This window comes from Taibaiella koreensis, assembly GCF_003545715.1.
In the GTDB taxonomy this organism is placed as follows: Bacteria; Bacteroidota; Bacteroidia; order Chitinophagales; family Chitinophagaceae; genus Taibaiella; species Taibaiella koreensis.
This window is the reverse complement of sequence record NZ_QVNU01000007.1, coordinates 392,494-410,189: the sequence shown is the minus strand read 5'-3', so window position 1 is coordinate 410,189 and position 17,696 is coordinate 392,494. Positions and strand designations below refer to the sequence as shown.

Sequence of the window (17,696 nt, the reverse complement as noted above, 5' to 3'; positions counted from 1 at the left end):
AAACTTATTAAAATAAGGCAATAGCCTAACCATCACCAGCACTAACCGGGAGTAGGCGATCGCCTGCTCCTTTTTCATTGTTGCTACAAGGTATTAAAGAAGACAATGGGTACTTAAGCAATGACGATAGAAACATTTACATGTTTCTATGTTTTACTATTACCTTTGCCCCGGAATTTCATCTGTTTCTAATGATGGATAATAAAAAATTTGAAAAGATATCCCGCGCGTTGAGCGACGCCAGCAGGATTACCATTCTCCAGCAATTCAAGCGAAAGAAAGGCTGCCTGTACTGCTCAGAGATCACCGAAATGCTTGAGTTGACCCAGCCTTCCGTATCGCATCACCTGAAGCAATTGGTCGATGCCGACCTGCTGATACCGGAGAAAGAGGGAAGGAACCTGAAGTACGTTTTAAATGAAAAAGTGCTGGACGCTTATATTAATGGCCTCAATGCTTTAAAAAAATAGCCTTTTTCCTATACGCTTAACGCAAGTAACCCACTTTTATAATACATCGAAACATTTAAATATTTAAATAAATAAAACCAATGAAAAGATCGATCTATGCAATGGCCCTTGGCGCATTTGGTATTATCACCACCGAGTTTGGCGTTATCGGTATCCTACCCAACCTGGCCAAGGTGTTTGGCGTATCGCTGGATACTGCGGGCTGGCTGCTCAGTGCCTTCGCCTTGACGGTAGCGGTGTCGTCACCACTGATCACCGCGCTCACCGCCAGGCTTAACCGTAAGTTGCTCATGTCTGCCGTCCTGGCCGTATTTATAGTATCTAACCTGCTTTCTGCATTTTCACCCAATTTTACTGTACTGATGATCGCCCGTGTGCTCCCGGCCGTACTGCACCCGCTTTTCTGGAATATCTCTCTGGCAGTGGCCCTGAAAGAATCGGGAAGCAAGGGCGTCTCCGTAGTCATGTCAGGTGTGAGCATTGCTACCGTTATGGGTGTTCCCATCACCACCTACGCCGCTGAGTTCTTCCACAACTGGCAGGCCTCCTTCTACCTGTCCAGCCTGCTGAGCCTGATCGCATTCCTGGGCCTTCTGTTCTTTGTACCCTCAATGCCCACACCGAAGAAAAAAGCAGGTGCCAGCCAGCTGTATGTATTGAAAAACCCGCAGCTATGGCTCAACCTGGTCTCTACCGTACTCATGCTGGCCGGTATGTTCTCCAGCTATGGCTACCTCGCCGCCTATATGGAAAAGATTACCCACATGAATGGCACACAGGTGAGCATTATGCTGTTGCTGTTCGGTGGCATGGGTGTACTGGGCAACTGGCTCACCGGCATTGCCCTTAGTAAGAACGTAATGCTGACCACACGCATCTTTTTTGCATCGTTGATATTGGCCCAGTTGCTTGCCTATACCTTCGGCGGCATCTTTATAGCGATGGTGTTTATCCTTTCGCTGTGGGGCGCCATACATACCGGCGGATTCCTTATCGGCAATATCCGCACTACCCGTTCGGTGCCGCATAGTGCACTGGAATTGGTCAACAGCTTATTGACTTCCTGTTATAACATTGGCATATCGCTGGGCACTATGCTGGGCGGCTTCGTGATTGCGCATTATGGTGTGCACGAGGTGGTATGGATGAGCATTTCACTGCTGGCCGCTACCCTGGCGCTAAGTTTTATACGGGTAGGCAAGCAACATCCGGTGGTGACAGAAGCCACCGAAGCGGAAAAAGAAGCGATGCCTGTAGTGATGCATGCCTGAGCATAGTTTGCCTTAAATTGAAATTGCCGTGATGGTCTGTTCCCTGAGCCTGTCACGGCATTTTTGTGACATGCCAGGACCAGAAGTTTTTTTACCTGAGCGCTGTTGTACCTGCTGCCCATACACAAAGAATTTCATCTGCTTATTGATACGCTGCAGCCACTACAAGAACTATTGCCGGTTTACAGCCAGAAAGTATCCCGGAAAACCTGTATTTTTGGCTAACTCCGGGCTTATGCCCAACGGTGGGAAATCGTAGAGGGTCTTACTTTAACTTGCCATTCCTACTGACAGGACCAAAGTATCGAAAACTGCAACGGCAGCAGATCCGCGCTTTACCGGGATAGCACAATCCTTTGTTTAACCCTATTCTCATGAACCGGCCCCTATTGTATACCCTCATCATCTTGATGCTTTGCTGCAGCTGCACCAGCCTGCAGGCACAATACTACAACCAGGAGTCGGGCTTTATCAAAGCCAATAGCGTATGGGTCTTCGGCCAGAAAGCAGGGATGGATTTTAATACCGGACTGCCCTTTACCTCGGCGGTGGATTGCTGGGAGGGCGCTGCATCTGTAGCCGATCCACGTACCGGAGCACTTCTTTTTTACTGCGCGGGTCCCATATGCTTCAACCGCGACCATATGCCCATGCCCAACGGAGATTCGCTGCTGGGCAACAGTTCACAGCCCTTTAATGTGCCCGGCAGCACCATCCAGGGTGTTTGTATCGTTCCCGTTATCGGCACGCCGCATCAGTATTATATCTTTTCACTAAGAGGCGCCAGTACAGCGGCCGGCAACCCGCCCATGGGTGGTAATTTGTTTTATTCCATAGTGGATATGAGCCTGGACGGAGGCAAAGGTGATATTGTACCTGGACAAAAGAATATACCGCTCAATACAGCACTGATGAGCGAAGGCATGATCGCCATTCCCGGCACGCAATGCGACATCTGGCTCATGGTCCACCTGCAAACAACACCCGTCTTCCTAGCTTATCACATTACGGCATCGGGCCTGAATCCTGTTCCCATAGCGACTCCCACTGCCTCCTATTTTTCTTCTTATAGCTGTCATAGCATGGCAGTCACTTCGGATCTGAAACGGATGGCTGTAGCGGAATGGGGCTTTAATGATATGAACAATCCGGGAGGTCTGCTGATCTATAAGCTGGACCGGTCGACCGGCACGGTATCGGACCCGGTGCACCTGGGCGGCCTGGTCCCCAACGGTACTTATATACCTGCCTTTTCTCCCGACGGCAGCAAGCTGTATGTAACCTACAGGGCCCATCCCGAAATATTCGGCTCCGGTATAGACATTCTTCAATATGATGTGAGCAGTCACGATTCGCTCGCCATTACGGCCTCAAAGGTGCTTGTCGGACGGGTAGATACAACCGGTAACCTGCCCGGTTACCTGCGGCAATACAACGGTAAGATCTATATCACCAGCGCCTGCCCTTTCCTGCATACGATCAACAAGCCTGATCTGGCCGGCCTGGCATGCGACTTCCAGATCAACAGCGTACCGCTATTGCATCAAAGCCGTACCGGCCTGCCTGCCGAGGTATTGCTGTCGCCGGTGGATACTGCATTTAACCAGCAGGATACTGCATCTCTTTGTATCGTCGACGGGAACCAGCAACCTGTGGTATTGTCCGCAGATGCCGGTTCTGAGTACCACTGGAATGATGGCAGTACAGAGCGCACTCTAACGGTGAAGGCTTCAGGCGTTTACTGGGTAAGCTATAAAGACCAATGCCGCACCCGCGTTGATACGTTTGCCGTAAAAGAGCATACCCTATCGCTGGACCTGGGGCCCGATACCCTGCTTTGCGATGAATCAGGGTTCACACTGAATGCGGACTTTCCCGGCGCCTCGTATCTGTGGCAGGATGGCAGCACCGGAAGCCGCTATGCTGCTACCCAAACGGGCCGGTATTGGGCCCGTATCGAAAATGAAGGCTGCACTGCTTCCGATACGGTTTCGGTCCGACTCATCTCCTGCCATTGCGGCTTTAATGTACCCAATGCCTTTTCCCCTAACGGAGACGGCATCAACGATCAACTGCTCCCGGTCATCGCGCCGGATTGTCGCGTACAGCATTTCGCATTTGCGGTGTTTAACCGTTACGGGCAGCGGGTGTACCTGAGCAATGACCCCGCAAAAGGCTGGAACGGCTATTTCAATAACCGGCCTGCGGACCCCGGGACCTATTTTTATGAGCTCAGCTTCAGTGGCGGTATTCGCCAGGAGTCCTTCTACCGGAAGGGGGATGTTGTCCTGCTCCGCTAAGCCTGTTGTACACGCTTGTTGTGACGTGACGCTACCAGATGCTCATCCGGGCGGCAGGTTTTCATTTTTTATTACCATAGCCCGCAGCTGCCTTTTTGTTTTGCGGATCGATAGTGTGTACTTTTAAGTCACATTTATCTACAGGATGAAATACACCACACTCGGCCATTCGGGCCTCATTGTTTCCCGGCTTTCTTTCGGCGCTATGACTTTCGGCAGCGACCCTTCGATGCCCAGCGTTTACAAAGTATCAGACGCTGACGCCTCGGCCATGGTAGGCAAAGCCCTGGACAACGGCATTAATTTCTTCGACACGGCAGACGGCTACTCCGGCGGGCAATCGGAGCTGATGCTGGGCAAAATACTGGCGCCCCGGCGGCACGACGTGATCATTGCCACCAAGGTAGGTTTTCGCACAGGCCAACCTGTTACCCAGGCCGGTCTTTCCCGGCGACACATCGTGTACTCCTGCGATCAGAGCCTGAGGCGCCTTGGGACAGATTATATCGATCTTTATATTCTTCATAAGGAAGATCCCTGGACGCCGCTGGAAGAATCGCTTTTGGCGCTGGACCAACTGGTAAAAGCAGGTAAAGTAAGGTATGTAGGCTTCTCCAATTGGTCGGCCTGGAAAGCGGCAGTGGCTTACCAGATGCAGCGCGACAATGGCTGGGCTACCTTCATTAACGCACAGCTCAATTATTCGCTCACCGGCCGGGACGCGGAACAGGACCTTATCCCCTTCATGCAGTATGCAGGCATGGGTATGACGGTGTGGAGCCCGCTGGCCAGCGGATTCCTGAGCGGCAAGTATACCCGCGAAAACCTGAAAGATGAAAATAACCGCCTTTCCGGCTTCGACCTGCTGCCTACCGATAAGGAACAAGGTTTCCTGATCATTGATAAAATGAGGGAGATGGCTCCCGGGTACCAGGCATCCGTAGCGCAAATAGCGTTGGCATGGCTGCTGAGCAAGCCTGTTGTTGCCAGCATCATTATCGGCGCCAGCAAAATGCATCAGTTGGAAGATAACCTGGGTGCTATTGACGTACCCCTTTCGGCGGCCGACATCGCTACCCTCGACAAGCTGTCGGAAAAAGCGCCGTTATACCCGCATTGGTTTAACCAGATGCTGCAGGATACCGTGCATAAAGATATCCTTTAAAAGCGCCGGACACTACTGGACTGCAACAAAGAGCGATTGCGATCATTCATGTAAAGAGCATGCTGCGTCCCAAAAGAGACTGTATCCTATGTTTGCGCAAGCAAGTGTAGGAGACAGCCTCTTTTTTTAAAAACTCCTATCCCGATTGCCGTTCCGTCCTCCGGATACCATCCCGCCGCAATTCTTTAGCCAGTGCAGATTTTTTTTTCCTTGACTAAGAACGGGAGTTTGGTTACCGTCTAAGAGTTAATCACTATTGTACAGCAAGTTGTCGCCTGTACAATATATGATTATAATCATTTTAAAAAAAGTATATTACATTTTCACCACCAAACCAACATTCAAAACTTATGAGATCTACCATGATCCCCCGGCTGATAGCCCTTCAATTACTGACGGCCGGTATTGCCGCCCAGGCCCAGAGTTATTACATTAAGATCAACGGCGACAAATACACCCGTATTGCCGACCATGCTGCCTGGGAGCAGAATAATGCTACCCTGGCCGAAACGCTGGACGCTTACAACCTCGACCTCCCCAGTGGCAATACGGCCATCGGTACCATGCGCTTCCGGGGCGCAACGGGTAGTATGAGCTATGCCACGCATTATCGCCTGAATAGCACCAGCGAACAGCTTGTGGCACGTAAGCTGCAAGTATCGGGCGTCGTGGGTACGTCCTTCTTTTTACTTGCGGAAAAGGTAGTATCGGGCACGGTAAGAAGTGCAGCCATACTGTATTACAACAGGATTAACGGCAATCTCGACAAAGCCTGGGAACTTAAGGCTTTACCTTCCGGGTTTACTTTACTCCGTGCTTTTGATGTCATCATGGATGCAAATCACGCTGAGCTGCATGTACTCTGTACAGTAAAAAAAGACGGTAAACAAAGTGTAATGGAATTGTTGTTCAACCCTGTTACGGCTCAGTACAAGGTATTACAATACAACCCGGCATCACTTCTCCCGGAACAATACAAATCCGTTTATTATTTGCGTTTAGATCATTATGGCTTTATCAATCCGGGCACGAAAACATCCTTCTATGGTACCGGCATAGCACAGGGCAAATCCATAGCTTTCTGCAATTGGGGTAACAAATACGAACAGTATAATCTCCTATCGCTAACGGGGACCGATGAAGTAGCCGGCGTACAGATGAACGGATCTTATGCTAACAATGGCAGCCAGTATCAGCTCTCCATGGCTTTTATGGATGCAGATGGCGATATGTGCATACAGCAGAAAACAGATCCGACCACACGTAATTGGAGAAGGGCTTATCACCTGACAGGCGGCAAATGGCGTATGAGCATGGGTCACGATGGCCATGGTATCAAGGGATACACTGGCATGGATTACTTTATTGTGAGCGCGCTACACCTCAATTTCAGCGATCATGAAGGACAGATAAGCACCTTACACTATAATTTGCTTAACGGAGACATCAATAAAGCCAACATATGGCACTTCTCCGGTATTGGCATTACACAAGGAGATGGTGCCCCCAACACCACCGATGATCCGGGGAGTATCTACACATTTGCTGCCGACCGCTTCAACCAACAGCATGGTTTCAAGTTTGGCACAGGTAATGCTTCTACTATAGGCGAAATGTCCTGCACCGATCTATACGAGCTTAAAGTGGCCGATAATACCTTACGGGAGCGTACAGATGATATCAATATAACCACATACGGCTCCTACAATGCCGCTACCTTGGATATGGTTAAAGTGAGCGATGTCCGCGTGGAAGCGATCCCTGAATGTGAAACCGAACAACGCGGCACGGCGCCGGATAATACCGGCTTCCTGCTTCAAAGTGCCAGCACCGTACAAATGAATACCGAACACCTTCGCATAACAACAGACAAAGCCATTGCTACCGTGCAGCTGCTCTCTATCGACGGCCGCTGCCTGTTGACAGCCGGGAATATCAATAGCAGCAACTTTCAACAGCACTTTGCCCACATCCTGGTACCAGGCATTTATGTTGTCCGCATCGGTTATGCCGACCAAAGCTCAGAAGTGCGTAAAATAAGTATTCACTAAGCCGGTTAACTGCAGGTAGCCCAATAGCCCCATTAATGCAATACCCTGTGACCGGCTGGTCACAGGGTATTTTGTTTTCGGAACAAAGCACGGAATAACAATTGGCTTCGTAACGGTTACAAGATGCCGTCTGTAAAATGCATTGCTTGTCTGAAGCTCCTGTATCTGCGCGGCAGCCCGGGTCATTGGCGATACAGATACGCGGCGTATTATCGAAACATTTTTTTACTTTCGCCCTGATCACTATGTTTTCTTTAAACGCTACTTCACTGGTCCGGCGCCGGGCATCTATCCTTTTCCATCAGCACAAAGAAAGCTACTCAGCCGGCCTTTGTGCCAGGATACTTATCCTTGCCAGGCAGGAGCCGTCAAGGGCATTTTATACCTGCTCAAAGATCATCGAGAAAAAGGCTCCGTTGCTTTTACTGGTTATTTGTCTGTTGTTCTGTAAAACCGTTATCGCGCGCAGCAATCCTTCCGATTCGCTCAGTCGCCTGGAAGACGATGCTTTGATCGGTTATAGCTTTCGCCTTTTCAGCGATGAGCTCCAATATGCCGATTCCGCAACGGCTTTAGCCAGATTGGACGGCATGATGCAGATAGCAGAAGCCAGGAAATCGTGCCCCTTGCGCACTACCGTCATTTTCCTGAAGGGTAAATACCGTTTCCTGCTGGACGCCAATAATAAATTCAGGTCAATAACCTGTCTTCCTTTTTTCGACGAAGTGCTGGCACAGCCCAAATGTTCCGATATTTTATACATTGAAGCCATGTTCTTCAAAGGGTATACGCTCAGTAAAACCCCGGCCTATTCCAAAGGCTTTGAATACATCATCCGTGCCAAAGAGATGGCGGCAGAAAAAGGCCTTGCCGCATTTCCCAATACCTTCGAACTGTATGCCATGCTGGGCAACACATTTTATTCTTTCTCCGACTATGAGAACGCCCTTGCTTTCCTGCTGGAAGGCATAAAGTTTCAGCGCACGGTAGAAATGAGGGAAGTAGTCGATGCCTATAATACGATTGCCTTGTGTTATCGCCAGATGGGTAATTACGACTCCGCCGGGTATTATTTCCAATACGCCTTCAAACTGGCCGACAAGGCGCACGTCGCCGACTGGACCGGTATCGTAAGCGGTAATATAGGCGAGCTCCTGTTCCGTAAAAAACAATACCGGGAGGCGCTACCCTACCTGTACCGGGATGTGCAGATAAGCGAGGCAACACAGCAGATCGCCAGCGCCGCCAGGGCCAGCATCGATATCGCGAAAATATACCTGGCCCTTTCGGAAAAGGACTCCGCCGATAAAATACTACAGGATGCCGCACCCCTTGTGTTTGCCGCCAATGAAAACAAGGTGTATGCCGGATATTACTTCAACCTCTTCGAGATCAACAAAGGCAGGGATGCAACAAAAGCCATCCGTTTCGTAGACTCCTTTCTCTATTACCAGGAGAAGGCTGCAAAGGAAATGGACATTGTGGCTGCGGACAGGGTAAAAAGCAAGCTGGAGGCGGAAAAGCTCCAGGCCAATATCAAATTGCTGGAAAGCGAAAGCAGGCGGCACCGTACCGAGCGAAAGGGCGTGATTATTATTGTGGTGCTAATGGCGCTGGCGGGCTGGCAATTGGTCAGACGGGTTCAGGCAGAAAAAACACACACCAAAAGACAACTGGGCAATGCCCGGCAACTGCTCGATACCTACATCAGTACCCTGAAGCAAAAAAGCAAGCTTCTGGAAGAGACAAAGCACGAACTGGCATTGCTCAACCAGACGTCGGGCTACGACCAGCAGCAGAACGATGAGATCCTGCACAAGCTGCAGCAGGCCACCATATTGACAGAGGATGACTGGCGCGATTTCAAGAAGACCTTCGGCCAGATCCATACCCAGTTCTTTGCACATCTCGAACAGCATTTTCCCGGCCTTACCAATGCAGAGATACGCCTGCTGGCACTCTCCAAAATAGGCTTGTCGATAAACGAAAAGGCGAGTGCCCTGGGCATCTCGCCTGATTCGGTAAGGAAAACAAAACTAAGGTTGTTTAAAAAGCTGGGCATCACGGAAGAAGAGATCTTCAAGCGGATGGACAGCCGCTAGCGGCCTATCGTAGCAAGGTAAGATCGCCCCTCAGCTCATACACTTTTTTATCGTCGCAGGTATAACTCATCATATACATATAGGTGCCTGCATTGGCTGCAGTCCCATTCCTGTAGCTGCCGTTCCATCCCTTTTGTATATTGTCGTTGTCATACACCAGCTTCCCGTAACGATCAAATACTTTCAGGGTAAGCAGCAACTGGCCGGGCTTCAGGGCCGGGTTAAAGTAATCGTTAAGACCATCGCCGTTGGGACTGAATGCCGTCGGTACCAGGGCCTGGCAACAGGGATGCACCAGGGCCAGTACCGAATCGACAGCATGGCAACCGTAGGGGCTGTATACCGTAAGGTATACCTTCTGGCTCTCCTTAAAGGTACCCTGTACGCTTATCCCTTCTTCTCCGCCCAACAGGCGAAACGCTTTGGCCGGCTCCCAATTGTAGTAGGAACCTGCAGCCTGCGGCACAGCCTCGAATACCAGCGTATCGTAAGTGCATAGCGAGATGGCGTCGTAGCGGATTGCGGCTTCAGGTACCTCCCTTTCGGTCACTTTTACCCTTAGAGAAGTGTCGGCGCAACCGTCGAGCAGGCCGGCTACGCGGTAGTTGCCGCCTGCAATAATTTTGTATACACTGCCTGTCTCCCCTTCGATGGGTATGCGCTCGTTCAGCCATTGGTAGGTGGCGCCGGCATCCGGGTTACCTACAGCCAGCTGCAGGGTATCGCCCATACAAAGATCGCGGCTGCGGTCGCCGGCAATGTCGACAAAAGGTAGTGGCTTTACCGTAAGATTTAAGGTATAAAGCGTACCGCAGATATCGGCCGGCCCGCTTTTGATCAAGGTATCGTAGCTCCCCGAAACCCCCAGGTAGCGGCCGTAAAATTCATAGGCGACGCCCGCGCATACCGATGCATCTATGGTCGTATGTGGGAACTCCGCCACTTCGATAATGCTGGTATCGCTTACAGCGACGCAATTATAATTGCCGGTAAGCCCCTGTGGCCCGGTCATAAACCGCACCATGTAAGTTCCCGGCGCAAGACCGGTTGTATTGAAGGAATAGTGGGTACCCGCGCTCGGTGGCCCCTGGTTTTGCCAGGTAACGCCGTTATCTGAAGTGTACTGCCATTGATACTCTGCCGGATTATAAGGGCTGTTGATCACATTGGCATCAAAATCGATGACCGTATTCTGGCAAACGGTCTCGTCCAGCTTGGGCAATATGTGGGATTCGGGTACACAGGGTTGCACAGTAATGTCGTCAATAGCCAGGTCGTTGCCCCAGCCCGAACCGACAGAGTTGTTGACCAGCTGTAGCTTAATGCTGGTGCTGGTGCCGTTGTTGAATACGATCGAGTATTGGTGCCAGGCTTCATCGGCGGCCACATCACCCGATTCGGCGGTACCCAGCACCGCGTTGGTAACCCCGTCAACGGCCTTAAGCGTCATATTGGGATATTGGTAAATAGGATTGGTGATCAGCGAAGGATCATTGGCATTCAGTATCCATACCGAGAGCTTTAATGTCGTATTGGGACAAAGGTTATCCATCACATATTCAAAGAAGACGGTAGCAGCAGTGGAGGGTGCGTTGATGAGGAACATCAGGCCATTGGTATTGCCGGTATGATCGGGCGTCGATACCCAGTTGCCTTGTCCGCTGGCGGAGGGGAGCTTAGCCAGGCCCGAAAAGCCATCGCTCAACACACCGCCTACAGGACCGGCGGCGCCTACAAAGGTCGTGGAGGTCGAGGCGCCGGGCGCATAGGCGCTCAATGGTCCGTACCAGGTATCCGTCGCTGTTCCCTGGCCAAAGGTCTGGTTGACCAGGAACTGACCCCATACACCGTTACAGCTGTTCTGTGCATGCAGGGAAAGACCTGCTGCAAATAATGCCCAAAAGAGAAAAAAAGACCGAGTCATGCGTGAAAGATTTAGGCTGAAGGGTTGCCGGTTACAAATCATAAATTGTGTCTTGTGAATTTATTCATCGAAGACATCATTTGTTGGGAACAGGTATAGACAAAGCGTAAGACAACCAAGAGGACAAAAAAAAGGACAAAGATAGTCTTGACAATGAACACATTTCATTTAACACATTTTCATCTTCGAAAACAAAACCAATACGCTCCAACATGAAAATGCGGGTAGCATTAACGATAAAACACATGCAAGGAAATACGGGGAGATAAGAAAACACCGGAAAGAAGCCGGCATTGCCGGCACCGGGCAGCAGACTATCCGGAGCATGAAGCGGCAGAGATATGCTGCACTGTTTCATCCTGCATTACTCAAATCTGTTATTACAGCCAGGGACAGACTTCAGCGGAGACCAACCGGCGTTTAAGCCCTTCCTCCGTTAAAGAGACAATGAACCTATCTGGCAGAACGAAGCGGACTGCCCGGAAAAATCCGTGCAGCCCGCTTCTGTGTGAGACACCATGCTCTTGCTATAGCTTGTTTACTTTAAAGGTAGCCTTTACCTGTCCTGTGCTGTTAAATACTTTAAGGAGGTAAAAACCCTGCGTCAGGGTATGCATAGGCAGGGTTTCTCTTTTTCTCTTAGCCTTAAACGACACCAGCAATTTGCCTTCGATGCCATAGAGATAAAGCCTATCGCCTGCCTGCAATCCGTTGATATGGATGTCGTCGCTCGTCGGATTAGGACTGATCCCGATCTCTGCAGCGCAATGGGCCGGTACCGCAACTGTCCGGCTTAATATTGCCGTTCCATCACGGTCAACCATCGATAGCCGGAAAAAGTTATGTTCTCCAGACAAAACATAAGTATAAGCATAATCGCCGCCGGTTCCGGGGTATTGGTAGGAAACATTGCCTATGGTCTCGAATAACCGGCCGTCGGTCGAATATTGAATGTCAAAACGGCCGGCGTTCACCTCCGTGCCCGTGGTCCAGGCCAGGAGTGCCGTACATTGTTCAGCCTTCGCGACAAAAGTTTGCAGGCTTACGGGCAGCGGCGTACTGAATACCGCCGACCTTTCGGCGCACAAACATTGTGTTGTATTGCCGGCAGTCAGCGGCCGCACTTTAATGGTAATTGCCGACTGGTTGCTGCATCCGCTGGCCGGGAAGGTCAGGTTTACAGTATCTGTTTGTGAAGCACCCGGAGCTACCGCTTTGGAAAGTATCGCCGTAAAAAAGGGCGCCGCCACCGGATCGCAGAAGAATTCGGCCTGGTAGGTGCCGGCCGGCGCCGAAAGCGTACCGTTATTGGCATACGTAAAGGCTGCCTCCCCTTGCTGACCGGGCATCCAATTGCCCGAGATCCTTTGGGCAGCGGACAATACCAGGTCCGGTTTGTTGATCGCTATCGGCTCAGAAAAGGCGCTGCCGATGATCATTTTACTACTACTGCAAATTACTGTGCCACAAGTCAGGGGGCGGTATCACCGAACGTTCGACGGTACATGCTATCGAATCGGAACCACAGGTAGCACCATCGGTGGCAATAGTATAGCTGAACTGGATGGGTGTGTTGGCAGGCGACCCCACCGGTAGCCCTACACTAAGATAAGTCAAGCCGTCGGACCGCACTTCCTCGGCCAGCACACAGCCGGTGCAATTGGCGCCCGGAGTGAAGCTTCCGGCATATTGTATTCCTTTCGGCAGCTGATATACTGCTGTATCTACGCCCAATGGCGCGCCCACCGGCGTTATAGTCAGGTCTACCGTAGTGCCGCTGCTGCAACCTATAGAAGGAGCAGCAATGTCGATTTGTGTCGCAGCACTGCTGACGACCGGTGGCGCGCCGAGGATATGGACCGGGTTGCTACGCAGCGAAACGCCATCGCCGGGCGCGGGCTCTCCACAGGGCCGCTGACCGTGCAGCACAAATGCCAGTTGGCTTCCGCTGGCAAAAGAGCAATCAGTAGTGAACCGGACTTTTAGCCGGGCCTGCCTGTCCTCAGCATCGGGATTGGAGAGGGTACCCGGCAGGCCATTGATCCCCATGCCGGTATGCTGCGACAGGTCGATGCTATAGCTGCCGCCCGCCAATACGGGATTAATGCCCTGCCAGTTGCCGCTGTTGAAGGGATATTCAACCTCAAAAGGTACCGTCAGGGTCATACCCTGCGGCGCCGTTACCTTTATGGCAGGGCTAGTGATATTGGCCGCCTGTGCGCTGTTCATATCCAGCACCACACTATCGGTGCTGCACATCGGTATCGGCTGCGTAGGCTGGCTGCCGATCGAGAATTGAACCTGGCTGGGCTGCAGGGAGAACGTCAGGTTGGTGGCGGGCAAAGTCCAGGTCGCCTGGGAAGGATCGGGATAATAGCCATCGCATTTCCAGCCGGCACGGGCTACCAGTGTACCCGGCTGGCAGTTGGTGGCATGGAAAAATACCCGGTATTGCTGCGCCTGGCTGGCTGGCACATTAGGCAGCTGGTACCAGGTGCCCTGGCTATAACCCAATTGGCTAAGCGCCATACCGGCTACCGAACCGGTAAGGGGGCACACGCTATCGACCACTATGCCGGTTCCGGCAGCAGGATTGAGCTGCAACCAGGTATTGGGCGAGGCATTGGGGCCGGTATTGCTTACCGAGATATCCCAGCTACTCTGCTGCTGTATAACCTGTACATTCCCGCTCAGGTTGGTCACACTCAGTTGCGGCTGCTGGGTCAGGTGGATGAATACGTTTTGGGCGATCACATCGGTTACCGGTTGGTCGGCGTAAGCATTCCTGCGCACATAATAGGTTACCGTCATATTCTGGCCGGCTTGTCCCGCTCCTTGTGAGGAGGCCCTTATCAAAAAGTTGGCGATCCGCCCATAACTGCCCTGAGCGCTTTGATCGCCGATATCGGCCGGGGCCCAGTAACCAGGATTGCCCGGGCCCGGATTGGTAGCCCTGATCATATTACCGGCAACGGTGGTGGCGACATTGACCGTGAGCGCGCCGGCAGCGGTATAGTTTAGCGGCATTGGGCTGCCGAAGTTGTAATAAGCCGGTAAAGTGGTCCTCATCGAGTCGATGATCACCGAGGGCCGGAACTCGCCGGGGTATAGGTCGCCCTCGGCAAAACCATAGCCGAAAGCCGGGGAACCAGGGACGGCGCCGCACACCGGGGCGGTAGCAAAACCGGCGTTGAAATTGCTCGTTAAAACAGGCTTCACTGCGTAGAAATAGAAGGGCGAACGGTTACATATCTGAAGCGTATCCTGTGCGCCACCCGAGCGGCTGAAAAAATAGCTGGCCGTGCTATCCACTGCCGTACGGGTACTGGAACGGGCTTCTTCCAGCCGGTAGTAAACCTCCGTCCATACCGAGTCGCCCTCTGCCAGGCCGCCGGGCGGCAGGCAGCCACTCAGGTTCCAGACCAGCCGTTGAAGCATAGCTGTGCTGGAATCGGCCGGCGCAGGCATGACGCAGCTGGAGATCTGCCCCAGACCATTCCTGATATAGAAAATACCACGCCCATAAGTAACCAGGTTGGCGCTGTTTTCTTTTCTGACCTGGAAATTATAATAGGCATTGCTGCGGCTACCGTGATTGACACCGCCCTGGCTGAGGGTAAAGCTGTCGGATTGCGCCACCGTGATGGCGGCAAGACCGGTGACCGCAGCGGCCGCTACACGGGTAGTCATGGTGTTGTTGGTATAGCCGAATGTCTTTCGCGCAAAAAGGGCGCCGTTATTGGCGATCATATCGGGGCAACCGGGCGGCTGTACAACAGCTATATTGTATAGCTGCAGGGGCAGGCCGGTAATCTTACAGTTACAGCTGTTGTCGGCCACATAATCATTGGAAGAACCGCTGGTAATGGTCGTAGCCGCACCATTATTGACCAGGTCGATCGAAAAGTTGCCGGCCGTGAAGCCAGTGCCGGCAACGACCACCAGGGTATCGGGAGCCAAAGGCACAGCAGCAGCATGAACGCTTACCTGGCCGGCCGGCACGGCCCCGCCGTTGCGGGTAATGTTACCCGTGCCTGACAGGGAAAGGCCGGGTGGCAGCAGCAGGCTGAAATAGGAGGTATTGGTAGGCGCCGGAAAGGGCAGCCAGTTGGACTGCATACTCTGGTTCACTACTATGGTAAAAGGCGCTCCCGGGCTGATCACCGTAGGATAGAGAGCATTCCGGGACCGGGGATTGAAGGTAGATCCATAGATCATGTCAGGAAAGCCTGTATCCCCGATACTACCTTGCCCCTGTTTAAGGGTGCCACAATTATCGGTATAATTCAAACGGCTTTGAGGACGGGCGAGCATGTTGGCTCCGCAGCCAAAATGCATATAATACCGCAGCCGAAAGCTGCCGCCCCGCACCAGGTCGTCGTACTGGCCGTCGCCGTCCAGGTCCTGCAGACCGCCGGGACCATCCGGATCGGCGCTCAAGAACGACATCGGTATCTGGTAGGTACTGCCGCTCTGAGTATAAGGTATGGCATTGCTCATCGTAGCAGCGCCCATATACAGGCGTATGCTGTCGATGCCCTCGGCGCCGCCAAGAGTATAAGTAGGGATCACGTTAAAGATACGGCCGCCGGGTGTGGTATCATTGGCCGTATTGCCGTTGACATAGGTGAGGTCAAAGACGCTCTGGCCGCAGGTAGCCATTTCCTGGCTGGCATTAAAGGTAACATTGGTGCTGACGGTGATGGGTGCCATGTTCATGGTGCCGGTAGCGGTCACCGTCTGACAGGCCGTCGCATCGTCGGCATGGCCCCAGCGGGCCCCGAAGGTGGTGGTGGTATTGCAACGTTTGATCGTGGCAGTCTCGGTAAAGGCTACTGTGCCGCCATTGCAGAGCCCGCCATTGGCGCTGAGCTCAGCGCCCGATGCTTTAAAGAACAGGGTATCGCCATTGCTGCGATAGCTGGTAATCGTATTACCGTTGGCCGTTAGGCTTTGCAGCTGCATACCGGACGAAGGATAACGGATGAAGAAGTACAAGGTATCCAGGCAACCGTTGCCGCCATTGATCACGGAAAGCGTACGGGTAATCATAGCGCTATTCACCGCATTGTTCAGCGGAGCTACGGCTGGCATGGTCAGTGAAGGGGAGATGATCGCATAGCTATTGACAGTACCGGTGTTCTCCGTTTGTGTTCCGCAATCGCCGGTTACCATTACCGTATCCTTGCTGCCGGCGGGCGCATTGCATAGCGCTTTTCGCCTGATGGTAAAGGTAATATCGGATACCCCGGTCACACCGGTAATGCTGAAAGTGGGAGAGCTAAGCGAACTGCCGGTAGCTGTGATCCCCACAGATGCAGAGCCACCGGTCTTGGCCACGCTACCGGGAATATAATTGACTCCTGCAGGGAACCGGATATTGACGGCGGCATTGTTGCAGGCAGCAGCAAAAGCAACGTTAACGGTCAGAAGCGAGGAATCCAGTTGCCGGGTAAGGCCCTGGGCCGGCGTGGGGTACGTAATAAAGATCTGGGCCCGCGCTGCTAAGGAGAGCAGCAGGAACAGGACACAGACCAGCAGCGAACTGTTGAAAGATACGCATGTTCTTTTCATAAGTGTAATTTTTTTGGTCAGTCAAGGAAAGGAGCGATGGTTCAGCTAGGCATGGGTAGCACGTTATGGCGGCGCCCTGGTCGACAGGTTGATCGAAGACGTCATAGCAGATAAAATGATTAACTCTTTTAATTGGATGGTACATTTTTGGGTTGACCGCAATAAGCAGGCACACCAGAATGAGGATTTTTTCAACAATCTAACAAAATGCTAAATTATAAACAATGTTTATATTTTACAACTTATTCACTTAAAACAAGGTGATTTGTAGTAATTTGCGTATTTTAAAAATACGAAACATCTTTATTTTGGTTTGTATAAAACAGGAAATAGATTTTCCTCCGGGAAAGAGTGCTGTGCTTACCGAATTGGCGGGCGGAGCCTGTGCACAGAACAACATTGCCTCATTACAACGGGAACAGCAGTTTTCTTATCGGCTGCAAGGCGGCGGAAAGATCCGGGAATGAGGCGGAGTACATTCTGATTGATACAGAAGGTATTTGGATTACCCAAAAGCAGGTTCAGGAAAAAAACGGACGTATAAAGTAGCATCCGGGTATTGGTCAATTCTGAAAAAACGAACAACCGAAAGCATAATGGGCAAACCAAAGTATTGTGCTGTTAAAGGCTTACAACCGGGACATCCTGGCAATGAGCGGCCACCTATTATAGGTTTTCCACCGGTACAAAACATGTAAGCACAGTTGGGGCGCAGGAGAGAACTGCAAAAAATACACTGTACAAAACTGATCTAATGAATGCCAAAGGCTTTATACCCGTCCTCAATAGCTCTATTTTACTTATTCGCTTTAATCAGCCGGCGAACCATACACGGCGTT

General features: G+C 51.7%; 9 protein-coding genes. 6 read left to right on the top strand and 3 right to left on the bottom strand.

The features are described from left to right. Nucleotides 1-191: 191 nt before the first annotated feature. The 6 genes from DZK30_RS21975 to DZK30_RS21950 all read left to right on the top strand — a co-directional run bounded on the left by DZK30_RS21975 (nucleotide 192) and on the right by DZK30_RS21950 (nucleotide 9,359). The gene (locus DZK30_RS21975; RefSeq protein ID WP_240432970.1) at nucleotides 192-470 is read left to right on the top strand and encodes an ArsR/SmtB family transcription factor; all 279 of its coding nucleotides are present in this window, start codon (nucleotides 192-194) and stop codon (nucleotides 468-470) included. Between the two features lie 80 nt (nucleotides 471-550). After that, the gene (locus tag DZK30_RS21970; protein WP_118976334.1) at nucleotides 551-1,741 is read left to right on the top strand and encodes an MFS transporter; all 1,191 of its coding nucleotides are present in this window, start codon (nucleotides 551-553) and stop codon (nucleotides 1,739-1,741) included. A gap of 374 nt (nucleotides 1,742-2,115) precedes the next feature. Continuing rightward, nucleotides 2,116-4,041: a gliding motility-associated C-terminal domain-containing protein gene (locus tag DZK30_RS21965; protein WP_118976333.1), complete on the top strand. Its 1,926-nt coding sequence runs from the start codon at nucleotides 2,116-2,118 to the stop codon at nucleotides 4,039-4,041. A gap of 145 nt (nucleotides 4,042-4,186) precedes the next feature. Beyond that, on the top strand, nucleotides 4,187-5,206 hold the full coding sequence (locus DZK30_RS21960; protein WP_118976332.1) for an aldo/keto reductase: 1,020 nt from the start codon (nucleotides 4,187-4,189) through the stop codon (nucleotides 5,204-5,206). 350 nt (nucleotides 5,207-5,556) lie between these two features. Next, complete coding sequence (locus DZK30_RS21955; protein WP_118976331.1) at nucleotides 5,557-7,257, top strand: T9SS type A sorting domain-containing protein; 1,701 nt, start codon at nucleotides 5,557-5,559, stop codon at nucleotides 7,255-7,257. Between the two features lie 146 nt (nucleotides 7,258-7,403). Beyond that, complete coding sequence (locus DZK30_RS21950; RefSeq protein ID WP_205529526.1) at nucleotides 7,404-9,359, top strand: tetratricopeptide repeat protein; 1,956 nt, start codon at nucleotides 7,404-7,406, stop codon at nucleotides 9,357-9,359. Nucleotides 9,360-9,363: 4 nt separating this feature from the next. On the opposite strand, the gene DZK30_RS21945 is transcribed toward DZK30_RS21950, so the two are convergent. The 3 genes from DZK30_RS21945 to DZK30_RS21935 all read right to left on the bottom strand — a co-directional run bounded on the left by DZK30_RS21945 (nucleotide 9,364) and on the right by DZK30_RS21935 (nucleotide 16,857). Continuing rightward, nucleotides 9,364-11,283 (bottom strand): T9SS type B sorting domain-containing protein, encoded by a 1,920-nt coding sequence (locus tag DZK30_RS21945; RefSeq protein WP_162903326.1) that lies wholly within the window; start codon nucleotides 11,281-11,283, stop codon nucleotides 9,364-9,366. Nucleotides 11,284-11,810: 527 nt separating this feature from the next. Then, a complete protein-coding gene (locus DZK30_RS26050; protein ID WP_162903325.1) occupies nucleotides 11,811-12,722 on the bottom strand; it encodes a T9SS type A sorting domain-containing protein in 912 nt (303 codons plus the stop codon). 7 nt (nucleotides 12,723-12,729) lie between these two features. Then, a complete protein-coding gene (locus tag DZK30_RS21935) occupies nucleotides 12,730-16,857 on the bottom strand; it encodes a hypothetical protein (RefSeq protein WP_118976328.1) in 4,128 nt (1,375 codons plus the stop codon). Nucleotides 16,858-17,696: the final 839 nt, after the last annotated feature.

Excerpts from the sequence above, each read along its gene's own strand:
- DZK30_RS21975 (WP_240432970.1), top strand. The coding sequence starts at position 192 with ATGATGGATAATAAAAAATTTGAAAAGATATCCCGCGCGTTGAGCGAC.
- DZK30_RS21970 (WP_118976334.1), top strand. The coding sequence starts at position 551 with ATGAAAAGATCGATCTATGCAATGGCCCTTGGCGCATTTGGTATTATC.
- DZK30_RS21965 (WP_118976333.1), top strand. The coding sequence starts at position 2,116 with ATGAACCGGCCCCTATTGTATACCCTCATCATCTTGATGCTTTGCTGC.
- DZK30_RS21960 (WP_118976332.1), top strand. The coding sequence starts at position 4,187 with ATGAAATACACCACACTCGGCCATTCGGGCCTCATTGTTTCCCGGCTT.
- DZK30_RS21955 (WP_118976331.1), top strand. The coding sequence starts at position 5,557 with ATGAGATCTACCATGATCCCCCGGCTGATAGCCCTTCAATTACTGACG.
- DZK30_RS21945 (WP_162903326.1), bottom strand. The coding sequence starts at position 11,283 with ATGACTCGGTCTTTTTTTCTCTTTTGGGCATTATTTGCAGCAGGTCTT.
- DZK30_RS26050 (WP_162903325.1), bottom strand. The coding sequence starts at position 12,722 with ATGATCATCGGCAGCGCCTTTTCTGAGCCGATAGCGATCAACAAACCG.
- DZK30_RS21935 (WP_118976328.1), bottom strand. The coding sequence starts at position 16,857 with ATGAAAAGAACATGCGTATCTTTCAACAGTTCGCTGCTGGTCTGTGTC.